This window comes from Actinotalea soli (assembly GCF_017565425.1).
Taxonomy (GTDB): domain Bacteria; phylum Actinomycetota; class Actinomycetes; order Actinomycetales; family Cellulomonadaceae; genus Actinotalea; species Actinotalea soli.
Genome location: NZ_JAGEMK010000002.1, coordinates 93,382 through 112,526, shown reverse-complemented (window position 1 = coordinate 112,526; position 19,145 = coordinate 93,382). Strand labels below are relative to the sequence as shown.

Sequence of the window (19,145 nt, the reverse complement as noted above, 5' to 3'; positions counted from 1 at the left end):
CCCCTGATCCCCCGAAGTGACTGGAGACCTGACATGACCCGCACCCGCGCACACCTCTCACGTCGACCGCACCGCGCCCTCAGCGCCGCCGGCGTCGGCATCCTCATGCTGGGCCTCGCGGCCTGCTCGGACGCCGACGGCTCGTCCGCCGACGCCGACGGGGGCTCCGACGTCGAGGCCGAGGCCGACGACTTCCCCACCCAGCAGATCGAGATCATCATCCCGTGGGCCGCTGGTGGTGGCACCGACGTCATGACCCGCCAGCTCGCCACCCTCGCTGAGGACACCTGCGGCACCCGGTTCATTGTCAGCAACCGCGACGGCGCCGCAGGGGCCACCGGGCACCAGGCCATCGCCGACGCCGAGCCCGACGGCTACACCCTGGGCACCCTGACCACCGAGGCTGCGATCCTCGACCACCTCGGCACGGGCGACTTCACCCCCGAGGACTTCCAGGGCCTCGCCCAGCTCGCGGCCAACCCGGCCCTGCTCGCCGTCAGCGCCGACTCCCCGTGGGAGAGCTTCGAGGACCTGCAGGCTGACCTCGAGGCCGGGGAGACCATCCGTGCGGCGACCAACGGGCGCGGCGGCACCTGGGACATGGCCGCAGCCGGTCTGGGCCTCGAGCTCGACGCCCCGTTCACCGAGTACGTGCCCTTCAACGGTGCGGCCGAGATGATCCCGGCCGTGCTCGGCGGGCAGGTCGAGGCGCTCTCACCCTCGGCCGGTGAGGTGCTCCAGCAGATCGAGGCCGGCGAGCTGCGCGGCTTGGCCGTCATGGCCGAGGAGCGGTTCCCGGCCCTGCCCGACGTCCCGACCCTCAACGAGCTCGACGTCGACTGGACCATGGGCAGCTGGATCGGCGTCGCCGCCCCGGCCGGCACCCCCGAGAACCGGATCGAGGTCCTCGACGCGTGCCTCGGCGAGGCCGTGGCGAGCGAGGAGTTCCAGTCCTTCATGGAGGAGGCCGGGTTCCCGACCGCCAGCCGGGACGCCGCCGAGTTCGAGGCCTTCATGGACGAGGAGTACGCCCGCTTCGACGACGTCATCAGCGCGATCTACGAGTGACCCGCCGCCGGCCCCGGGCACACCACCCGGGGCCGGCGCCCAGGCGCACCGGTACCGAGGGGTGGAGCGATGGAGACAGCCACGATGGAGACAGCACGGACGGATGGCCGCCGGGGCAACCTGGTCGCCGCGGCGGTCCTCGTGGCGGCGGGGGTCACCGTCTTCGCCCAGACCGCCGAGCTCGCCGAGCTCGACTCGGGCAGCGACCCCGGTGCGGCGGGCTACCCACGGCTCCTCGCCGGGGTCCTCATCGCGCTCGCGGTGGCCCTCGCCGTCCAGCGCGGCCGGGGTGAGGCCGCCCCGTCCCGCAGCGGCGCGCTGCGGGTGGCCGGGGCCGTCGTCCTGGTCATCGCCTACGCGCTGGCCCTCGAGCCCCTCGGGTACCTGACGGCGACCGCGGCCTTCCTGCTCGGGGCGATGCTGCTCATCGCTGTCGGGCGGTCCTGGGCGCTGCTCGTGGTGCCGGTGGTCTTCAGCCTCGTCGTCTACCTGGTGTTCTCGACCGTGTTCGGCATCCCGTTGCCCCGCGGTCCGGTCGAGGGGCTCCTGCCATGAGCGACTGGCTCGCCGGACTCCAGCTGATCCTCGCCTGGCAGCCCCTCCTGCTCATGGTCGTGGGCGTGCTCGGCGGCATCCTCGTCGGGGCGATCCCGGGGCTGAGCTCGACCATGGCGATCGCCATCCTGCTGCCCTTCACCTTCGCCGTCGACCCCGTGCCCGGGGTCGCGCTGCTGCTCGGCATCTACACGGGCTCGGTTTACGCGGGCTCGATCCCCGCGATCCTGCTGCGCATCCCGGGCACCCCCGCCTCGGCGGCGACAGTGCTCGACGGGCACCCCATGGTGCTGCGCGGCGAGGGGCGCCAGGCCCTGTCGATCTCGCTGGTCGCCTCGTGCGTGGGCGGGCTGGTCGGTGGGGTGCTGCTGCTCTTCTTCGCCCCTAGCCTCGCGCAGTACGCCCTGCGCTTCGGTCCTGCCGAGTTCTTCATGCTCGCCCTCTTCGCGATCTCGCTGATCGCGTCGATGTCCGAGGGGGCCATGGTCAAGGGCCTCCTCAGCGGTGTGCTCGGCCTGATCATCGCCACCGTCGGGACGGACCCGATCGGTGGGTATCCGCGGCTGACCTTCGGCTCGAACGAGCTGCTCGCGGGGCTCGGGTTCGTGCCGGTGCTGATCGGCATCTTCGGCGTCGCCGAGGCCCTCACCCGGTTCGAGCAGCGGGCCCGGTCCCACGACCCTCGTGCCCTCTCGACGACGGGGTCCTTCCGCCTGTCCCTCGCGACCCTGCGGCGGATCGCTCCCGGCACCGCCTACAGCTCGGTGATCGGGTTCGGCGTGGGTGCCCTGCCGGGCACCGGCGGTGACATCGGCTCTTTCATCGGCCACAACGAGGTCAAGCGTCTCGCGCGTCGCAGCGAGGACTTCGGCCGGGGGGACCCGCGCGGCCTCGCGGCGGCCGAGTCGGCGAACAACGCCTCGGTGCCCGGGAGCCTGGCCCCCACTCTCGTCCTGGGCATCCCCGGCAACGCGCCCGCGGCCGTCCTCATCGGGGCCCTGACGGTCCACGGCCTGCAGCCGGGGCCGCAGCTGTTCTCCGGCTCGGGGGACCTGATCTACAGCATCTTCTTCGCCCTGCTCATCCTGCCCGTGATGATGCTGGTGGTCGGGGCGCTGGGGATCCGGTCCTGGAGCCAGATCGTCCGGGTGCCCACCCAGCTGTTGTGGCCGTGCATCCTCGCCCTCAGCGTGATCGGCAGCTACGCCGTGCGCTCGAGCGTGGTGGACGTGCTCGTCATGGGCGGGGCCGGGTTGCTCGGCTACCTCATGATCAAGACGGGCTTCCCGACGGCGCCCCTGGTCATCGGCCTGATCGTCGGACCCCTCGCCGAGGCCGGGTTCCGCCGCGCGACCATCATCAGCAGCGGCAGCTACTCGTGGATGCTCGACCCGCTACCGCTGGCCCTGCTCCTGCTCAGCGTGCTGACCGTGACGGTCGCCCTGATCCGTTCAGCCCGAGGACGCCGCACCACCCTGAGGAGCTCCGAGTGACCGTCAGCAGCATCAACCCCCGCACCGGCCTGGTCGAGGAGGATCTCGGCGCCGAGTCCACCGCGGAGCAGGTCGCAGCCACCTGCCGGGCCGCCGCCGAGGCCGCAGTCCTGCTCGCGGCCGCTGACCGCGGGGTGCGCAGCGCCCTGCTGCGCGCGGCGGCCGAGGAGCTCGAGGCCACCCGCGCCGAGATCCTCGCGATCGCCGACCGCGAGACGGCCCTGGGCACCACCCGTCTCGACGGCGAGCTGAACCGCACCTGCTACCAGCTGCGGCACATCGCCGACGTGGTCGACGACGGCGCCCTGCTCGAGGTCGCCGTCGACCCGGCGGGTCCTACCCCTGCTGGCCCCCGCCCCGAGCTGCACCGGATGCTCGTGCCGCTCGGCCCGGTGGCCGTGTTCGGGGCGAGCAACTTCCCCCTCGCCTTCTCGGTGCCGGGCGGGGACACGGCGGCCGCCCTCGCCGCAGGCTGTCCCGTGGTGGTCAAGGCGCACCCGGCCCACCCCGCGACCTCGGCCCTGACCTTCGGGTGCCTGGCCCGCGCCGTGGCACGGGTCGGGCTGCCGGCCGGCACCGTCGGCATGGTCCAGGGGCACGAGGCCGGGCAGGCCCTCGTGCAGGACCCGCACATCCAGGCGGTGGGCTTCACCGGCTCCCTCGCCGGGGGGCGAGCGCTGTTCGACCTCGCCGCGAGCCGGCCCAGCCCCATCCCCTTCTACGGCGAGCTCGGCAGCATCAACCCTCTGGTCGTGGCCCCCGGAGCAGCTGCCGTCCGTGCCGCGGAGATCGCCGAGGGCTACGTGGGGTCGATGACCCTCGGGGCCGGGCAGTTCTGCACCAAGCCTGGACTCGCGCTGGTCCCGCGCGAGCACGCCGCCGAGATCCGCGAGCACCTCGGCCGGGCCCTCGGCGCAGCCGGTCCGGCCTGGCTGCTCAGCGAGGGCATCCACCGCGCCTTCCGGACGGGTGTCGCGGACCGCGCGGCGCACCCCCACCTGAACCCGGTCCGCGCCGCCGGCGGGCCTGCCGCACCGGTGGCCGAGCCCACCGGCTACCTCGCCGAGCCGGCGCTCTTCTGGACCACCACCGACGACCTCGACGAGGCCGCCGAGCTCGTGCTCGAGGAGTGCTTCGGCCCCGTCGCCGTCGTGGTCGAGTACTCCGGGACCGCTGACCTCCTCGCGGCCCTGGCCCGCGTGCCGGGGTCGTTGACCGGCACCCTGCACGCTGAGGAGGAGGACGCCGAGCTCGCCGCGGTCGTGCTGCCCGCCCTCGCGTCGAACGTCGGGCGGGTGGTCTACAACGGCTTCCCGACCGGCCTCGCTGTCGCGTGGGGCACGACCCACACCGGCCCGTACCCCTCGAGCACCTCCGTGACCCACTCCTCGGTGGGCGCGAGCTCGGTGCGACGGTTCCAGCGGCCGGTCACCTACCAGGCCGTGCCCGAGCACCTGCTGCCCCGGGCCCTGCAGGCCGAGGGGCTCCGAGCCACCCCCCGCCGCCTCGACGGCGAGAGCGTGCCGACCGGCGGCTGAGCCCGCGGGCCCGGGTAGCTTGGCCTGCCCGTCGCCCCGAGGAGGTGTCGCGTGATGACGCGTGGCCCACGCGGACTCGTGGCGACCCTGCTCGCCGTACCAGCCTGGGCGCGGTGGCAGAGGAGTGGCGGGCGGTGGCCTGAGGGCTGGGCGTTCACCCTTGCGTGATGACCACCTTGCCGCTTCCGCTCTCGGCGAGGGAGTGCGCCCGGACGACGTCGGCCAGCGGGAGCACGTGATCGACTCGGGGTGCGTACGCACCGTCCCGCCCGAGCGCGGCCGCATGCCGCAGGAGAGCCGAGTCGTTGCGGGCATTGACACTCGTCGCTCCCAGTCTGGCGGCGCCTAGGGTGTCGACGACCGTGACGACACGGGAGGCGTCGCCGACGATCGCGACCACGTCCGCGAGGGAGTCAGACGGCGCCGTGTGCAGTGCGGCGTCCACGCCACCAGGGACGAGGGCGGCCACACGTCCGGCCAACCCGGGACCGTATGTCGTCGGCAGAGCACCGAGCGACTCCAGGAAGGCGAAGCTGCGCTCACGCGCCGTGCCGACCACGGTCGCGCCAGCGGCCACGGCGAACGCGGCGGCGGCGCTACCCACGGCGCCTGAGGCCCCCTCGATGAGCACCGTCATCCCCTCGAGGTCGCCGAGGGCCTCGAGGGCGGCGGCCGCAGTAGCGGACGCGAGCCCTGCCGCTGCCGCCTGCTCCGTCGACCACTGCTCGGGGACGGTGCTCCATGCGGTGAGGACCGCGAGCTCGGCAGTGGTGTCGCTCACCCCGCCGAGACCGAAGACGAGGTCGCCGACCCGCGTGCCCGTCACGCCCGGTCCGACCTCGTCCACGACGCCGACCGCGTCCCGGCCGGGAACTGCTGGCAGGTCCAGCGGCAGGACCTGAGCGAGCTGTCCGGCACGCAGCAGGACGTCGATCGGGTTGACGCTCGTGGCGAGGACCGCGACACGGACCGAGCCCTCGCCAGCGTGGGGCTCGGGTGCGTCCTCGACGACGAGGACGTCGGGGGATCCGTAGGAGTGGTAGCGGGCAGCGCGCATGATCGATGAGCTCTTTCGTGGAAGGGTCGCAGCAGATACTTGCTGCGGAAACGAAAGGTAGCCCGGATTCCTTTCCGCGGCAAGCACCTCTACGATGGGGGAGTGCCCGCCAACGACCATCTCTCCCCGCAGGAGGACCGCACGTGGTCACTCCTGGTCGGCGTCATGATGTGGCTCCCAGCCGAGCTGGATGCGTGGCTCGAGGGAGCGGCCGACCTCAGCCACGCCGAGTACGGAGTGCTGCGTTGCCTCTCGACGGGGGAAGACCGTGAGATCCACATGAGCCGTCTGGCCGCGACTGCGAGCGTGACGCCGTCTCACCTCTCGCGCATCGTCGGTCGCCTGGAGCGCCGCGGCCTCCTGAGGCGAAGCACCGACCCCACGGACGCTCGGAAGACGCTGGCCAGACTGACCGAGAACGGGGAGCGTCTCCTGGCCGATGTGGAGCCCGGCTATGTCACGGAGGTCCGCACGCGCGTGTTCGACCTCCTCGGCGGGCAGCAGATCGATCAGCTCGAGGACCTTGCCGAGGCCATCCTCACCCCGCTCCGCGGCGAGTGCATCGATCTGCTGCCGCCCCGGTCAGCGCCGACCGGCGGCTGAACCCGCGGGCCCGGGTAGCCTGGCCTCCCCGTCGCCCCGAGGAGGTGTCGCGTGATGACGCGTGGCCCACGCGGACTCGTGGCGACCCTGCTCGCCGTGCTCAGCGCGACGGTGCTCGGCGTCGGTGGCCTCTCGGTCCAGCTGGACGTCGCGCAGGCGGTCGAGCCCGCGGCCTCCCCGGCGGCCGTGACCCTCACCTCGCACGAGGGGCGACCCGGCCCGGCGTCGGGCACCACCCTCGTCTCGGCACCGCAGGACGAGCACCCGACGAACCAGCACGCCGCGCCCCCCGCGGTGCTCCCGCCGCCCGTCGTCGTGAGCCACGGGGAGCTCCCGGTCGCCCACGACGCGCAGCACGCAGCGGGCCGCCCTGCGAGCGAGACCACAACGGCCGGCCCCCGGGCGCCGCCGGTGCTCTGACACGACCGCGGCGCTCCCACCCGGGTGGACCACCACCAGGTGACGCGACCCGTCGTCGTGCCCCGGCCGCAGGCCTGCGACCCGCCCTGACCCGGGTGGGAGGGTGGGCCTGCAGCCCGTGACCTCCCCGTCCCGCGTCCTCCCGGAGCCCGCATGAGCGCCCGCACCACGCCACCGATCGCCCCCCGCACCGCCGGCCCGCGCGCCGGAGGGTCCTCCCGAGCGTTGCTGATCCGCGCGATCGTCACCCTGGTGGTGCTCGCCGGGGCGACCTTCGCGGTGCTGACCTCCTCGCCGACCCTCGGCCTGGACCTGCGCGGTGGCACCCAGGTGGTCCTCGAGACGCAGGACTCGGCCACCACCGTCGCGGACGCCGAGTCCACCGACCGGGCCCTCGAGGTGCTGCGGCGCCGGGTCGACGCCCTCGGCGTGGCCGAGCCGACCCTCGCGCGCTCGGGGGAGCGGCGCATCGTCGTCGAGCTGCCGGGACTGACCGAGCCGCGCGAGGCCGTCGAGATCATCGGGCGCACCGCCCAGCTGACCTTCCACCCGGTGCTGGGCATCGAGCCCGACGGCACGGAGATCGACGGGGGCACGGAGACCGACGAGGGTGTCGAGCCCGGTGACCTCGAGATCGACCCCACCGCCGAGATCGTGCTCCGGGACGACGCCGGCACCCCGCTGCGCCTCGGCCCCGCGGCCCTCACCGGCGAGGCGGTCTCCGGGGCGAGGGCGCAGACCGACCCGCAGACCGGGCTCGGCTGGTTCGTGACCATCGACTTCGAAGGCGAGGGACGCACGGCCTGGGAGCAGCTCACCGGGGAGGCGGCCTGCTTCACCGAGCTCGACCCCCAGCGCCGCGTCGCGATCGTGCTCGACGGTGAGGTCATCACCTCCCCGTCCGTCAACCAGTCGGTGCCCTGCGGCGTGGGCATCATCGGCGGGTCCACGCAGATCACGGGCAACTTCAGCCAGGACGAGGCCCTCGACCTCTCGGCCCTCATCCAGGGCGGCTCGCTGCCGGTGCCGGTCGAGGTCATCGAGCAGCGGACGGTCGGCCCGAGCCTGGGTGCCGCCGCCATCGACGCGAGCGTCAAGGCCATCGCCCTGGGCGTGCTCCTCACGGCGATCTTCATCGTGGCCGTGTACCGCCTCATGGGGCTCCTCGCCGTCGTCGCCCTCCTCTGCTACGCCCTCATCGCCTACGCCGCGCTGCTGACCGTGGGCGCCACGATCACCCTGCCGGGGCTCGCGGGCTTCGTGCTCGCGGTGGGCATGGCGGTCGACGCGAACGTCCTGGTCTACGAACGCGCCCGCGAGGAACGCGCCGTGCGCGGCCGCACCCTCCCGACGGCGGTCCGCGAGGGCTTCCGCAAGGCCTTCCCCGCGATCGCCGACTCCAACATCACGACCCTCATCTCCGCGGGCCTGCTGTTCGCGCTGGCCTCGGGGCCGGTGCGCGGGTTCGGCGTGACCCTGACCATCGGTGTGCTGGTGTCGTTCTTCTCGGCCCTGGTCATCACCCGTCTGCTCGCCGAGACCGTCGCGCGGACCCGCCTCGCCGAGCGGCGTCCGGGCATCACCGGCATGAACACCCTCGGCCGGCTGCGCACCCGGCTAACCGAGCGCGAGTCGGGCTTCCTGGACCGGCCCGGTCGCTGGCTCGGCGTCTCGCTGCTCATCGTGGTGGTGGCCGGGACCGGCCTGCTGGTCCGCGGGGTGAACCTCGGTGTCGAGTTCACCGGTGGCCGCAGCATCCAGTACTCGACCTCGACGACCGTCGACGCCGAGATCGCGCGCGAGGCCGTCGGTGACGCGGGCTTCCCCACCGCCGTGGTGCAGCGCGCGGGGGACGACGACATCGCCGTGCGGACCTCCCCGATCGACGACGCCGAGCAGGAGCGCATCCGCGACGCCATCGCCGAGGTCGCGGGCGGGGCGGAGGTGGTCAGCGACGAGCTGATCGGTCCCAGCCTGGGCGACGAGCTGCGCCGCAACGCGTTGATCGCCCTGGGCATCGCGCTCCTCGCCCAGCTCGCCTACCTGGCGATCCGGTTCCGCTGGACCTTCAGCAGCGGGGCGGTCGCTGCCCTGGGGACCAACGTGCTGGTGGTCCTCGGGGTGTTCGCGTGGACGGGCAAGCCTCTCGACGGGGTGTTCCTCGCGGCCCTGCTGACGGTGATCGGCTACTCGGTCAACGACTCGGTGGTGGTCTTCGACCGGGTGCGGGAGATGGTCCGGGCCAAGGAGGGGGAGTCCTTCTCCCGGATGGCCGGCAGCGCCGTGCTGCAGACCCTGCCGCGCACCGTCAACACGGGGTTGAGCACGCTGTTCGTCCTGGTGGCGCTGCTGGTGCTTGGCGGGGACTCCCTGTCGGACTTCGCCCTCGCGCTCGTGCTGGGCATCGTGGTCGGCACGGTCTCGACCGTCTCGGTCGCGGTCCCGCTCACCATCGCCCTCGAGCAGCGCTGGCCCACCCCGGTCAAGCAGCCCAAGCCACCGACGACCGGCGAGGCGGAACGCACCGACGGTGCCGTCGTCTAGCGCCACGACGCCGGGCTCGGGCTGCGTCGAGCCGTCGGGAGGTTCCTGGGGTGACCTGCACCGGCGGGGGACCGAGAGGCGTGGTTGCCTGGGCCCATGACCCACGACGGCACGGAGCCGACCCCACCCGCCCAGGCGCCTGACCGCGGGGTGCGCCGCGCGACGTTCGCGGTCGCCGTGGTCGCTGCCCTCCTCCTCGGGATCGTCCTGGGGGCCGTCGGTGCGACCGTGCTGGGCGGTGAGGACGCCCCGGCTCCTGCTCGCAGCCCGGCGACGGCCGGAGCGACGTCCCCGCCCGACCCCACGCCCGCCACCTCGGAGCCCGCACCCACCTCCACGGCCCCCGCCGCGCAGCTCCCCGCCGAGGGGTTCCTCGGGACCGACGGCGCGCGGATCGTGGACAGCGACGGTTCGACGGTGGTCCTCAAGGCCGTGAACTGGTTCGGGCTCGAGACGGAGACCTGCTCGCCCCACGGGCTGTGGACCAGATCCCTGGACGACGTGCTCGACCAGATCCGCGACGTCGGGTTCACGACGATCCGGCTGCCGTTCTCCAACGAGTGCGTCGGGGGAGCGGCGCCGACCAGCATCGACGAGAACCAGAACCCCGCGCTCGCGGGGAAGAGCACGTTGGAGATCATGGACGCGGTCGTCGCCGGTGCGGAGGCCCGCGGGATGACGATCCTGCTCGACCGGCACCGGCCGGGCTCGGACCAGCAGTCCGAGCTCTGGTACACCGACGCCTACCCCGAGCAGGTCTGGATCGAGGACTGGGTCATGCTCGCCGAGCGGTACCGGGACGACCCCACGGTCATCGGCGCGGACCTGCACAACGAGCCGCACGGCCCGGCCTGCTGGGGCTGCGGGGACGAGACGCGGGACTGGGCCGCCGCGGCGACCCGGGCGGGCGACGCGATCGGTGAGGTGCACCCCGACTGGCTCGTCGTGGTCGAGGGCGTCGAGACCATGGAGGACGGGACCGCCACCTGGTGGGGCGGGGGCCTGGCCGACGTGCGCGACCGGCCCGTCGATCTCGCGGTCCCGGGCCGCGTCGTCTACTCGACGCACGAGTACCCCGAGAGCGTCTACGCCCAGCCGTGGTTCTCCGCGGCCGACTATCCCGACAACCTCGAGCCCCTCTGGGAGGCGAACTGGGGATACCTCGTCACCGAGGACATCGCCCCCGTCCTCGTCGGCGAGTTCGGGACCTTCTACGAGTCCGAGTCCGACCGCACCTGGCTGGCGCGGCTCGTGTCGTACCTGCAGGACGGCGGCTTCAGCTTCGCGTACTGGTCCTTCAACCCGAACTCGAGCGACACGGGCGGCCTCGTGCAGGACGACTGGGTCACCCCGCAGCAGGAGAAGCTCGACGCGATCGCCCCGCTGCTGGACTGACCACGACGGCACGCCGCAGCGCCACGGGGCCGGCGGCACCCGTGCCCGGGGACCGGAAACTTCCAGTGCCGGGGTCGGGGAAGGATCGCTAGTCTCCCGATCATGACCGAGACGCCTGAACCGTTCCGTCAGCAGACCGCCAGCGTGCCGAGCGCGCCGTACAGCCAGGACGGGGGCCCGGCGCAGGCCGGCGGTCCCCGTCCCGGCGCCCCGGGGCGGCCGGGCGGCTCTCGCGTCCTCGTGCACGTCGTGGGGACGGTGCTCGCGCTCTTCCTGACGCCGATCGCGATAGCCCTCATCGGTGGCTCGGGCATGACCCGTCACACGGAGACCATCATGCGGATGCAGGGGGCCGGGATCGGTACCGCCCTGGGGCTCGTCCTCGGCGTGCTGCTCCTGGCTGCCGTGGCGTGCACGGCCGCGTGGTCGTGGATCGGCCCGGTGATCGCAGGGGTCCTCTACGGCATCCTGCCCGGGCTGGCGTGGCTGATCGCTCCGATCACCCTGTCGACCTTCGTCTACGGTGCCGGACGCGACGTGGCGATGTGGATGTCGGTCTTCGGCGCGACGGGCATCTTCCTGGCGATCGGCATGCTGCTCGTGTCGTCGGGGGTCGTCGCGGTGCTCGTCGGCCGGCGCCTGCGCCCGACGGTCTGAGGCCACCGCCCGCGGGTCCCGTTCCCCCACAGCACCCCGACCACCACGAGCACCCCGCCGGCCACCTCGAGCGCGCTCGGGGTCTCGCCCAGCACCAGCCAGGCCGCGGTGATCCCCACCACGGGGACCAGCATCGAGAAGGGCGCGACGACCCCGGCGGGGTGCCGCTTCATCAGCCACACCCAGATGCCCGAGCCGACGACGGTCCCGAGGACCACCGTGTAGCCCAGTCCGAGCCATGCCGGGACGGCGGCCGCGGTGGCGGCAGTGCTCCACGCCGCGCGGATCTGCTCCGGGCCCTCGATGACGAGGGACAGCGCGAGCATCGGCAGCGGAGGGACGACGGTCATCCACATGATCAGGTGCAGCGGCTTGGGCGGTGCGGCCAGGCGGCTGGAGAGGTTGCCGATGGCCCACCCGAAGGCCCCGAGGACCACCAGCCAGAAAGGCCACCAGCTCTCGGCGCTGCCCCGCGACAAGCCCACCAGCGCGAGGCCGAGCACGGCGACCCCCACGCTGACGGCACGACGTCGGGTCATGGGCTCGCGGAGGAACAGGACGCCCAGGACCACCGTGAACGGGGCCGAGGCCTGCAGCACGAGCGAGGCCAGGCCGGTGGGGAACCCGGCCGCCATCCCGAGGTACAGGCCGAAGAACTGGAGGGTGCCGAAGCCGAGCCCGTAGCCGATGAGCCACCGCGTCGGCACCTGGGGCCGGGGCACGAGCAGCAGGGCCGGGACGGCGAGGATCGCGAAGCGCAGCGCGACGAGGAAGACCGGCGGGAACTGCTCGAGGGACGCGTGGATCGCGAGGAAGTTGATCCCCCACAGGACGGCGACCAGACAGGCGAGGGCGGTGTGGCGGAGGGGCACCCTGCCAGTCTGGACAGCACCGACAGTGAAGCACCAGCGATACTTCATGGCCTAGAGGTTTAGGCTCCCTACATGGAGTTCCGTCATCTCGACCTGCTCCGCGAGCTGTCCGTGCGAGGCACCCTCGCTGCCGTGGCCGCCGCGACCCACCGCACGCCGTCGGCCCTCTCGCAGCAGCTCCGGACGGCGGAGCGCGAGCTGGGCGTCCGCCTCGTCGAGCCGTTCTCCCGCGGGGTGCGACTGACCGCGGCCGGTCAGGTGCTGGCCGACGGGGCCGAGGACGTGGGCCGGGCCCTCGCCGAGGTGCAGGCCCGGCTCGACGCGAGCCTCGGCGCCCCTCGCGGGGTGGTGTCGATCGGCTCGTTGCCCAGCGCGGGGGAGGCGCTGCTGCCCAGCCTGCTCGGATGGTTGCGAGGCACGGAGATCCGCCTGGAGCTGGACGACTTCGACCTCGCCGAGACCGACTACGCCGCGCGCACCCTCGACGTGGACGTCGTCATCGCCCACAGCCTCGCCGGGGACACGCCCCAGGGCGCCGACGGGCTGGTGAGCCGGGTGGTCGCGCGCGAGCCGATCGACGTCGCCCTCCCCGCCGACCACCCGCTGGCGGCCCGCCCGCGGCTGCGGGTCGAGGACCTCGCCGGGACCTCCTGGATCGGGGTGCCCGAGGGCTACCCCTTCGACACCATCCTCATCGCCGTCGAGAACCTCACCGGGGAGCGGCTCGAGCGACGCCTCCGCCTGCGCGACAACCGGCTGATCGAGGCACTCGTCGCCGAGGGGGTTGGCCTCGCCCTCCTGCCGCGGTTCACCACCCGCCCGCGGCCCGGTGTCGTGCTCCGACCGCTCGACGGCGTGCGCGCCGATCGCAGCATCGTGGCCCTCGCCCGCCCCGACCGGTACGCGCGCCTGGCCGTGCGCACCGTCGTCGACCGCCTGGCCGAGATCGGCGAGGGCCTGGTTCACTGAGTCCTTGGCCCGCCGGACGGAGGAGCGATGACCATGTCCCGATGGGCTCGCGTGGTGGGTGCATCGTCCTGCGCCGTCCTCGCGCTCGGTGTCACGGCCTGCTCGACGCCGGGCTCCGCGCCCAGCGAGGCCGAGCGAGCCGCGCAGTCCGAGGGCCTCGAGCCATGGTTCAGCCTCCTCAGCGAGCAGCCCGGCTTCGAGGGCGGGGGCTTCGCGGAGGACGGCGAGTCCCTCGAGTTCTTGTGGAGTGAACCCCTGTCGAGCGAGGCCGAGGAGATCGCCGCCGAGGCGGAGCGTCAGGGGAGCGTGATCACCCACCGGCAGCTCGACCGCAGCAGTGCGGAGATGGCGGAGGCCTCCGAGCGTCTGCGTCTCGCCCTCACTGAGCAGGGGGTGATCGTCACCAGCCTCGCGCCCAACCGCGAGCACGACGCCATCTCGATCCAGGGTCCGGAGCTGTCGGAGGACCCTGCCCTCCAGGAGCTCGCGGCACGCCTCGCCGAGGACGCGCTCCCCGCGGGTGTGGCCCTGGAGGTCGAGCCGTACGTCGAGCAGGTCGACGCCGCCTTCTCGACCGACTGACGGCGCCCTCTCGTCCTTCACCACGGACTTCCCGAGGGCCCTTCGATCCGGGTCTCAGCTCTGGGGTTTGCGCCCCGCGACGCCGATCAGCACCGCCACCACGATCACCGTCATCGCCCCCTGGATCCCGACCACCACCGGCGCCAGCCCGCCGAGCAGCAGCGCCACCGCCGTCGGGAGGGTGGCGACCGTCGCGACGTCGAGCCCCTGGAAGAAGCCGCCGGTCGGCGGGACGCTGCCCATGGGCGTCGCGACGACGGCCCGTGACCACTTCGCCGGCGGACGGTAGGCGCTGCGCATCGCCGCCGCGGCCAGGGCCGGGGCCCACGCGAGGGCCAGCAGCAGCCAGGTGGGGTCGCCGGTGCGCAGGGCCTGGCTGCCCAGGGTCACCACCGACCACAAGGTCGCCGCGACCAGGGGCACCACCCCGCGAACCACGCGCACGCTGCGGGTCGAGAGCGGGAGCAGCCGGTCGACGGCGGGCACCAGGTCCGCGTGCCGGGCACCAGCCGCTGCGGTCCCGGCCGCCCAGAAGCCGGTGGCCACCCAGGTCAGGTAGAGCGGAACCCCCGAGCTGAGCAGCGCGATCCCGGCGGCCCCTGCCCCGAGCACCACGGCGACCGCGAGCTGCCCGATCGAGCGCGGGGTGCGCGCCAGGAGCACCAGGTCCGCGAGCACGACGGCGCGGCGGGGCCCGCCCGGGTTCAGGCGCAGCGAGCCGCGGCGTCGGGTGCGGGCCGAGGAGCTGGCCAGCGAGGTCGTGGTCAGGGTGCGGCTGAGCTCGCGCAGGTCGAGGGACAGCAGGGCGGCCTGGGCCCGGTACATCACCGAGCCCTGGGCGCGCAGGGCAGCACCGTCGAGCTCGGCGCTGCGTCGCTCGGCCACCACGGTCATCCCGACGGCTCCCAGCACGCAGGGCACCGCGAGCCACACCAGGCCGAGCCCGGGCCACGCGAGGTCGGCGACCGCCGACCCGGCTCCGGTCAGCGCGAGCAGGGCCACCACCCCGACGGCCAGGAGCATGATGCCCTCGCCGAGCCGGGCGACCCGCAGCCCACCGGTCCCGCGCCCCTGGTGCTGGGCGAGCAGCGCGAGGGCCACCACGAGCGAGAAGATCCCCGCCCCCAGCGCCGCCCATCCCAGGGGCACGGACACGCCGTCGGGCACCTCGAGCAGGATCACCACGATCGCGCCGAGCACCAGGCCGGTCGCCGCCCCGACCGCGGGCCAGGCCAGCACCGTCGGGCGCAGCAGGCCGCGCCGCCCGACGGGCATCGGCAGCCACCACGCCGACCCTCCGCCGGGGACGCCGACAGGGCCGAGCCGCCCGGCGAGGCTGAGCAGGGCTCCGGCAGCGACGGCCAGGAGCAGACCGGCGGGCACCGGGCCGAGGAGCAGCCCACCCTCGGCCGCGTCCTCGGCCGGGACGGCGTCCTGCAGGACGGTCGCGACCCCCGCGACGAAGGCGCCGCTGAGCACGATGATCATCACCGCGTTCCAGACCTCGAGGGCCACCCGGCCGGCTCCGCGGCCCTCGCGTGCGCCCTGGATCTCGCCCGTGACGCGGCGGATCTCCCGGCCCTCGGGGGCGCCCTCGGGCCGCAGCTCGATCTGCACGGGTGGCACGATCAGTCCCGAGACATGGTGGCGACGGCCTTCGCGGTGCTCAGACGCGTGCAGCGGGTCGCTCCCACGTGCACGGCCTCGGCCCCGAGGGCGGTGAGCAGCACGGGGTCGTGGGTGGCGAGGAGCACGGCGGTGCCGCCGGCGGCCTCCTCACGGATGAGCTCGGCGAGGGCGTGGCGCATGCTCGTGTCCAGGCGGGCCTCGGGCTCGTCGAGGACCAGCAGGTCACGGGGCCGCACGAAGGCCGCGGCGAGCAGCAGGCGCCGACGCTGCCCGGAGGACATCGCCGAGGGCACCCCGTGCTGGTGGTCGGTCAGTCCGAAGGTCTCGAGGATCGCGTCGACGACCGTCGAGGTGTTCCGCACCCCGTGGCCTGCGGCCGTGAGCAGCAGGTGCTCGCGAGCGGTCAGGCCGGGGAACCACGCGTCGTCGTCGAGCACCCCGGCCACGCGGGCGCGGAAGTCGACCGAGCGCTCGTCGACCTCTCGGCCCAGCACCTCGAGGGTGCCGCCGAGGGGCTCGAGCAGGCCCAGCACCGCGCGCAGCACCGTCGACTTGCCGGCGCCGTTGGGTCCGATGACCGCCAGCACCTGGCCCGCGCGCAGGCGCAGGTCCACGGGAGGGCAGACGGTGTCCGCCCCGTACCCGACGGCGAGGCCCTTGGCGTGGACGAGGTCGGGGGTCTTGGGCTGCGCGGCCACCGGCGTCAGGACTCGTGCAGGCGGGGCGGGTGGGCCCCCACGATGAACCAGGCGATCGGCCCGAGCAGCGGCGCGACGACGATGATGACCACCCAGATGGCCTTGGCAACCGGCTCGAGGTGACGGGCGCGGGCCACGCCGACGAGGGCTGCGACGAACAGGACGAAGGCAGCCAGGCCCAGCAGGACGAACAGGATGACGATGTCCACGAGGCTCCCGAGGTTGCGGTGCCCGCCGGCCCCGAGGGCCTGGCGGGTGGAGCGCGACGCCCCGAGGGAACCGTACCGGGCGGGCGGTGACGGGCGAGAAGCCGCCTCGCCGCGGTGCTCTGCCCCTCTACCGTCCCGAGTTCCGCGGGTGGTTCCGCGCCGTCCGCTCGTTCCCCCGCCGGTAGTTGCCCGTCCACCGCGCCATGACCTGCTGGGCGTGGTCCTCGTCGCCCGCGACCTCGTCGAGGAACTGGGCGGCTCGTCCGCCCCGCAGCACGGTCACTGCCGCACCGTCGCGGAGCACCACCACGGTGCCGTCCTGGCGGTCGCGGTAGCTGAAGCCGAGCGATCCCACGCCCTCAGAGCTCCCCGGTCCGTTGCAGGGCCCGCATCGCCAACCACCCGATGGGCACCCGCGCCCAGAAGGTCAGGGCGCGGAACAGGAACACCACGGAGGTCGCGATGGCCGCGGGCACCCCGCCGGTGAGCGTGAGGCCGGTGATGAGGGAGATCTCGACGGTGCCGAGGCCGCCGGGGGAGGGCACCAGCGCCCCGGCGGCGTTGCCGATGAGGTAGATCAGCGCCAGGTCGATGAGCGACATCTCCCGCCCGAAGGCTGCGAGGGCCGCGGCGAAGGCCCCCAGGTAGCTCATCGTCATGATCATGTTGCCGACGGCGGCGAGGGCGAAGCGCTGGGGCTGGCCGAGCATCTGGACCAGGCGGGGCCAGGTCTGGCGCCACAGAGGCAGGACGCGGGCCAGCACCCAGTGCCGCAGCGGGGGGACGAGCATCGCCGCGGCGATCGCGAGGCTGATGACGCCGAGGGCGGCGATCACCGTCGTGGACGGGATGCGCAGGGGGGTGTCGGTGCCGCTGACCAGGGAGAGCACGACGAGGAGCAGCACGGTGGTGATGAACTGCGAGACCTGCACCAGGCCGACCGAGGCGACGGCGAGAGGGCTCGCGACCCCGCGCCGGGTCAACATCCGCAGGTTGAGGGCCGCGGGCCCGACGCCGGCCGGGGCCACCAGGGCGACGAAGGCCGCGGCGGTCTGCACGAGGGTCGCGCGCCACAGCGGCAGCCGGATCGGCGCGAAGGCCACCAGGGCCAGGGCCGAGCCGAGGAAGGTCAGGAGTCCGAGCCCGAAGGCCAGGGCGGCCCAGAGCGGCTGGGCCGTGGAGAGCGCCTCACTGATCTCGGCGAAGTTGATGGTCGTGATCACCACGACGGCGGCCGCGACGGTCAGGGCGATGGTCACCACGGTCCGGGCACCGAACCGCACGAGCCGCTCGGGCTCGACCTCGGCCTCGGGCAGCCGGGCGAGCAGCGCCTCGCGGACCTCCGCGAGAACCCCGCGGTTCTTGCGGGCCTCCTCGCGGGTGGCCCGCGGCAGGGCGATGGTCTGCAGCAGCGGGCCCACCGCGGTGAGGTCGGGGTCGGGAAGCACCCGGGAGGCCGCCCCGACGGCACGCTCGGCGCCGACGCGCAGGGCCAGCAGGGCGAGGAGCTGGGAGATGTCGAGCCGGCGGGCCAGCTCGGAGGAGGCGACGTCCCCCGACTCCCAGCCGGTGAGGAAGGCCACGGGGGCGTCGCGACGGTCCACGAGCACGACGTCGGCCGTCAGGGCGCGGTGCGCGAGCCCGGCGGCGTGGGCGACGCGCAGCTGCTCCCAGACGGCGTCGAGCACGTCGTCGTCCATCTCGTCGACGGGCAGGTCGCGCAGGGGCACGGCGCCGTGGGCGTGGCGCTGGATGAGGATCATCGAGTCCTCGGCCTCGGCGATGCCGAGCAGCCGCGGGGTGCACACCCCGGCCGACCACGCCGCGTAGGAGAGCAGCGCAGCGCGCTCGGCGGCCTGACGCAGGGACACCACCGCCCGGCCGTCGATGCCGCGCAGCCGGAAGGACCGCCACCACCGGGCGAGGGCACCGACGACCTGACGGTCGCCGTCGAGCACCACGACGTCGAGGCGTTCGTCGTCGGTGGTGGTCATGGCGTAGACGCGGTTGTCGCCGTACCGGGTGATCGCGACGGCGGCGAGGTCCGAGGCGAGCTCCTCGTCACCACCTGGGTGGTCGGCCGAGACGCCGCGCACCCGGATGAGACGACGGGGCTCGAACCCCGCGCGACGGATGCCGTCGACGAGGCTGGCGCCGTAGGCCCGCTCGCTCTGCACCCCGGAGAGGTAGCGGGTCATCAGGCCGACGACGCGACCGAGGAGCACCGTGACGAGGGCGCCCGGCAGGGTCACGAGCCCGGTGATGACGGCGATGCCGAGGCCGATCCACAGCAGGTTCCAGGACCACATCACGGTCCGGCGGCGGTTGCGTGCCCCGGCAGCGGTGAGCAGGGCCGCGGTCCCGACCAGGAGGGCGGGGATGGTCACGACCCGCAGCCCGCGGGACCACACGCTGAGCGCGTCGCGCATCTCCTGCGCGCCGAGCTCGGTGATCAGCCAGGTCGCGAGGAGGGCCAGGCCTGTGGCGAGCACGGCCGCGGCGATCGCCTCGAGGGCCTGACGCACCAGTCGTCGCAGGACCAGCTCGGTGAGCACCGCGAGGGGGGCGATGAAGGTGATGAGCCCCTCGAGGACCGTCACGGGGACGAAGAGCAGGCGGCGCAGCAGCGAGGCGAAGCCGCGCACGTCCTCGGTGAGGCCCGTGGTGGTGCCCTGGGCGTAGACCGCCAGGACGAGGACCAGGGCGACGCCCAGAGCGGCGGCCACCGCGGCGACCAGGTCCACCGGACGGTGCACCCGGATCGCGGGGGTGTCGACGATGCGGACGCCATGATCGGCTGGTCCTCGTCCACCGAGGCCGACACGGCCGCGGAGTGACGGGTTCGACATGATCGCG

17 protein-coding genes are annotated in these 19,145 nt (G+C 73.7%); 10 read left to right on the top strand and 7 right to left on the bottom strand.

All coding sequences use genetic code 11. From position 1 onward, the window contains the following. Positions 1–33 precede the first annotated feature (33 nt). The 4 genes from J4G33_RS04775 (at position 34) to J4G33_RS04760 (ending at position 4,654) form a co-directional block, all read left to right on the top strand. Complete coding sequence (locus J4G33_RS04775) at positions 34–1,068, top strand: tripartite tricarboxylate transporter substrate binding protein (RefSeq protein WP_208054800.1); 1,035 nt, start codon at positions 34–36, stop codon at positions 1,066–1,068. 69 nt (positions 1,069–1,137) lie between these two features. Next, entirely contained in the window at positions 1,138–1,623 is a 486-nt protein-coding gene (locus J4G33_RS04770; protein WP_208054799.1) for a tripartite tricarboxylate transporter TctB family protein, read from the top strand. Continuing rightward, the gene (locus tag J4G33_RS04765; RefSeq protein ID WP_208054798.1) at positions 1,620–3,116 is read left to right on the top strand and encodes a tripartite tricarboxylate transporter permease; all 1,497 of its coding nucleotides are present in this window, start codon (positions 1,620–1,622) and stop codon (positions 3,114–3,116) included. The genes J4G33_RS04770 and J4G33_RS04765 overlap by 4 nt, the downstream gene beginning before the upstream one ends. Beyond that, entirely contained in the window at positions 3,113–4,654 is a 1,542-nt protein-coding gene (locus J4G33_RS04760) for an aldehyde dehydrogenase family protein (RefSeq protein WP_307793752.1), read from the top strand. Before J4G33_RS04765 ends, J4G33_RS04760 begins: the two co-directional genes overlap by 4 nt. A gap of 154 nt (positions 4,655–4,808) precedes the next feature. On the opposite strand, the gene J4G33_RS04755 is transcribed toward J4G33_RS04760, so the two are convergent. Further along, positions 4,809–5,711, bottom strand: coding sequence for an alcohol dehydrogenase catalytic domain-containing protein (locus tag J4G33_RS04755; RefSeq protein WP_208054797.1), 903 nt, complete (start codon positions 5,709–5,711; stop codon positions 4,809–4,811). 102 nt (positions 5,712–5,813) lie between these two features. Here J4G33_RS04755 and J4G33_RS04750 point away from each other — a divergent pair, with 102 nt between their 5' ends. The 4 genes from J4G33_RS04750 to J4G33_RS04735 all read left to right on the top strand — a co-directional run bounded on the left by J4G33_RS04750 (position 5,814) and on the right by J4G33_RS04735 (position 10,673). Next, positions 5,814–6,314 (top strand): MarR family winged helix-turn-helix transcriptional regulator, encoded by a 501-nt coding sequence (locus J4G33_RS04750; RefSeq protein WP_307793751.1) that lies wholly within the window; start codon positions 5,814–5,816, stop codon positions 6,312–6,314. A gap of 54 nt (positions 6,315–6,368) precedes the next feature. After that, a complete protein-coding gene (locus J4G33_RS04745; protein ID WP_208054796.1) occupies positions 6,369–6,734 on the top strand; it encodes a hypothetical protein in 366 nt (121 codons plus the stop codon). A 153-nt stretch (positions 6,735–6,887) separates the two neighbouring features. Further along, positions 6,888–9,278 (top strand): protein translocase subunit SecD, encoded by a 2,391-nt coding sequence (gene secD / locus J4G33_RS04740; protein WP_208054795.1) that lies wholly within the window; start codon positions 6,888–6,890, stop codon positions 9,276–9,278. Between the two features lie 96 nt (positions 9,279–9,374). Continuing rightward, a complete protein-coding gene (locus J4G33_RS04735; RefSeq protein WP_208054794.1) occupies positions 9,375–10,673 on the top strand; it encodes a glycoside hydrolase family 5 protein in 1,299 nt (432 codons plus the stop codon). Positions 10,674–11,191: 518 nt separating this feature from the next. Here the strand turns inward: J4G33_RS04735 and J4G33_RS04730 are convergent. After that, entirely contained in the window at positions 11,192–12,202 is a 1,011-nt protein-coding gene (locus tag J4G33_RS04730) for an EamA family transporter (RefSeq protein ID WP_208054793.1), read from the bottom strand. A 72-nt stretch (positions 12,203–12,274) separates the two neighbouring features. On the opposite strand from J4G33_RS04730, the gene J4G33_RS04725 reads away from it, so the two are divergent. Together J4G33_RS04725 and J4G33_RS04720 are read left to right on the top strand one after the other, a co-directional pair. Next, positions 12,275–13,171: a LysR family transcriptional regulator gene (locus J4G33_RS04725; RefSeq protein ID WP_208054792.1), complete on the top strand. Its 897-nt coding sequence runs from the start codon at positions 12,275–12,277 to the stop codon at positions 13,169–13,171. A 27-nt stretch (positions 13,172–13,198) separates the two neighbouring features. Continuing rightward, positions 13,199–13,753 (top strand): hypothetical protein, encoded by a 555-nt coding sequence (locus tag J4G33_RS04720; RefSeq protein ID WP_208054791.1) that lies wholly within the window; start codon positions 13,199–13,201, stop codon positions 13,751–13,753. 54 nt (positions 13,754–13,807) lie between these two features. On the opposite strand, the gene J4G33_RS04715 is transcribed toward J4G33_RS04720, so the two are convergent. The 5 genes from J4G33_RS04715 to J4G33_RS04695 form a co-directional block, all read right to left on the bottom strand. Continuing rightward, positions 13,808–15,370: a DUF6297 family protein gene (locus J4G33_RS04715; RefSeq protein ID WP_208054790.1), complete on the bottom strand. Its 1,563-nt coding sequence runs from the start codon at positions 15,368–15,370 to the stop codon at positions 13,808–13,810. Positions 15,371–15,381: 11 nt separating this feature from the next. Then, entirely contained in the window at positions 15,382–16,080 is a 699-nt protein-coding gene (locus J4G33_RS04710) for an ABC transporter ATP-binding protein (RefSeq protein ID WP_208054789.1), read from the bottom strand. A gap of 5 nt (positions 16,081–16,085) precedes the next feature. Next, on the bottom strand, positions 16,086–16,289 hold the full coding sequence (locus J4G33_RS04705; RefSeq protein WP_208054788.1) for a PLDc N-terminal domain-containing protein: 204 nt from the start codon (positions 16,287–16,289) through the stop codon (positions 16,086–16,088). Between the two features lie 127 nt (positions 16,290–16,416). After that, positions 16,417–16,644, bottom strand: a complete 228-nt coding sequence (locus tag J4G33_RS04700) for a hypothetical protein (protein ID WP_208054787.1) — start codon at positions 16,642–16,644, stop codon at positions 16,417–16,419. A 4-nt stretch (positions 16,645–16,648) separates the two neighbouring features. After that, positions 16,649–19,138, bottom strand: a complete 2,490-nt coding sequence (locus J4G33_RS04695) for a lysylphosphatidylglycerol synthase transmembrane domain-containing protein (protein ID WP_208054786.1) — start codon at positions 19,136–19,138, stop codon at positions 16,649–16,651. Between the last annotated feature and the right edge of the window lie 7 nt (positions 19,139–19,145).

Excerpts from the sequence above, each read along its gene's own strand:
- J4G33_RS04735 (WP_208054794.1), top strand. The coding sequence starts at position 9,375 with ATGACCCACGACGGCACGGAGCCGACCCCACCCGCCCAGGCGCCTGAC.
- J4G33_RS04755 (WP_208054797.1), bottom strand. The coding sequence starts at position 5,711 with ATGCGCGCTGCCCGCTACCACTCCTACGGATCCCCCGACGTCCTCGTC.
- J4G33_RS04775 (WP_208054800.1), top strand. The coding sequence starts at position 34 with ATGACCCGCACCCGCGCACACCTCTCACGTCGACCGCACCGCGCCCTC.
- secD (WP_208054795.1), top strand. The coding sequence starts at position 6,888 with ATGAGCGCCCGCACCACGCCACCGATCGCCCCCCGCACCGCCGGCCCG.
- J4G33_RS04720 (WP_208054791.1), top strand. The coding sequence starts at position 13,199 with ATGACCATGTCCCGATGGGCTCGCGTGGTGGGTGCATCGTCCTGCGCC.
- J4G33_RS04745 (WP_208054796.1), top strand. The coding sequence starts at position 6,369 with ATGACGCGTGGCCCACGCGGACTCGTGGCGACCCTGCTCGCCGTGCTC.
- J4G33_RS04765 (WP_208054798.1), top strand. The coding sequence starts at position 1,620 with ATGAGCGACTGGCTCGCCGGACTCCAGCTGATCCTCGCCTGGCAGCCC.
- J4G33_RS04770 (WP_208054799.1), top strand. The coding sequence starts at position 1,138 with ATGGAGACAGCCACGATGGAGACAGCACGGACGGATGGCCGCCGGGGC.
- J4G33_RS04695 (WP_208054786.1), bottom strand. The coding sequence starts at position 19,138 with ATGTCGAACCCGTCACTCCGCGGCCGTGTCGGCCTCGGTGGACGAGGA.
- J4G33_RS04725 (WP_208054792.1), top strand. The coding sequence starts at position 12,275 with ATGGAGTTCCGTCATCTCGACCTGCTCCGCGAGCTGTCCGTGCGAGGC.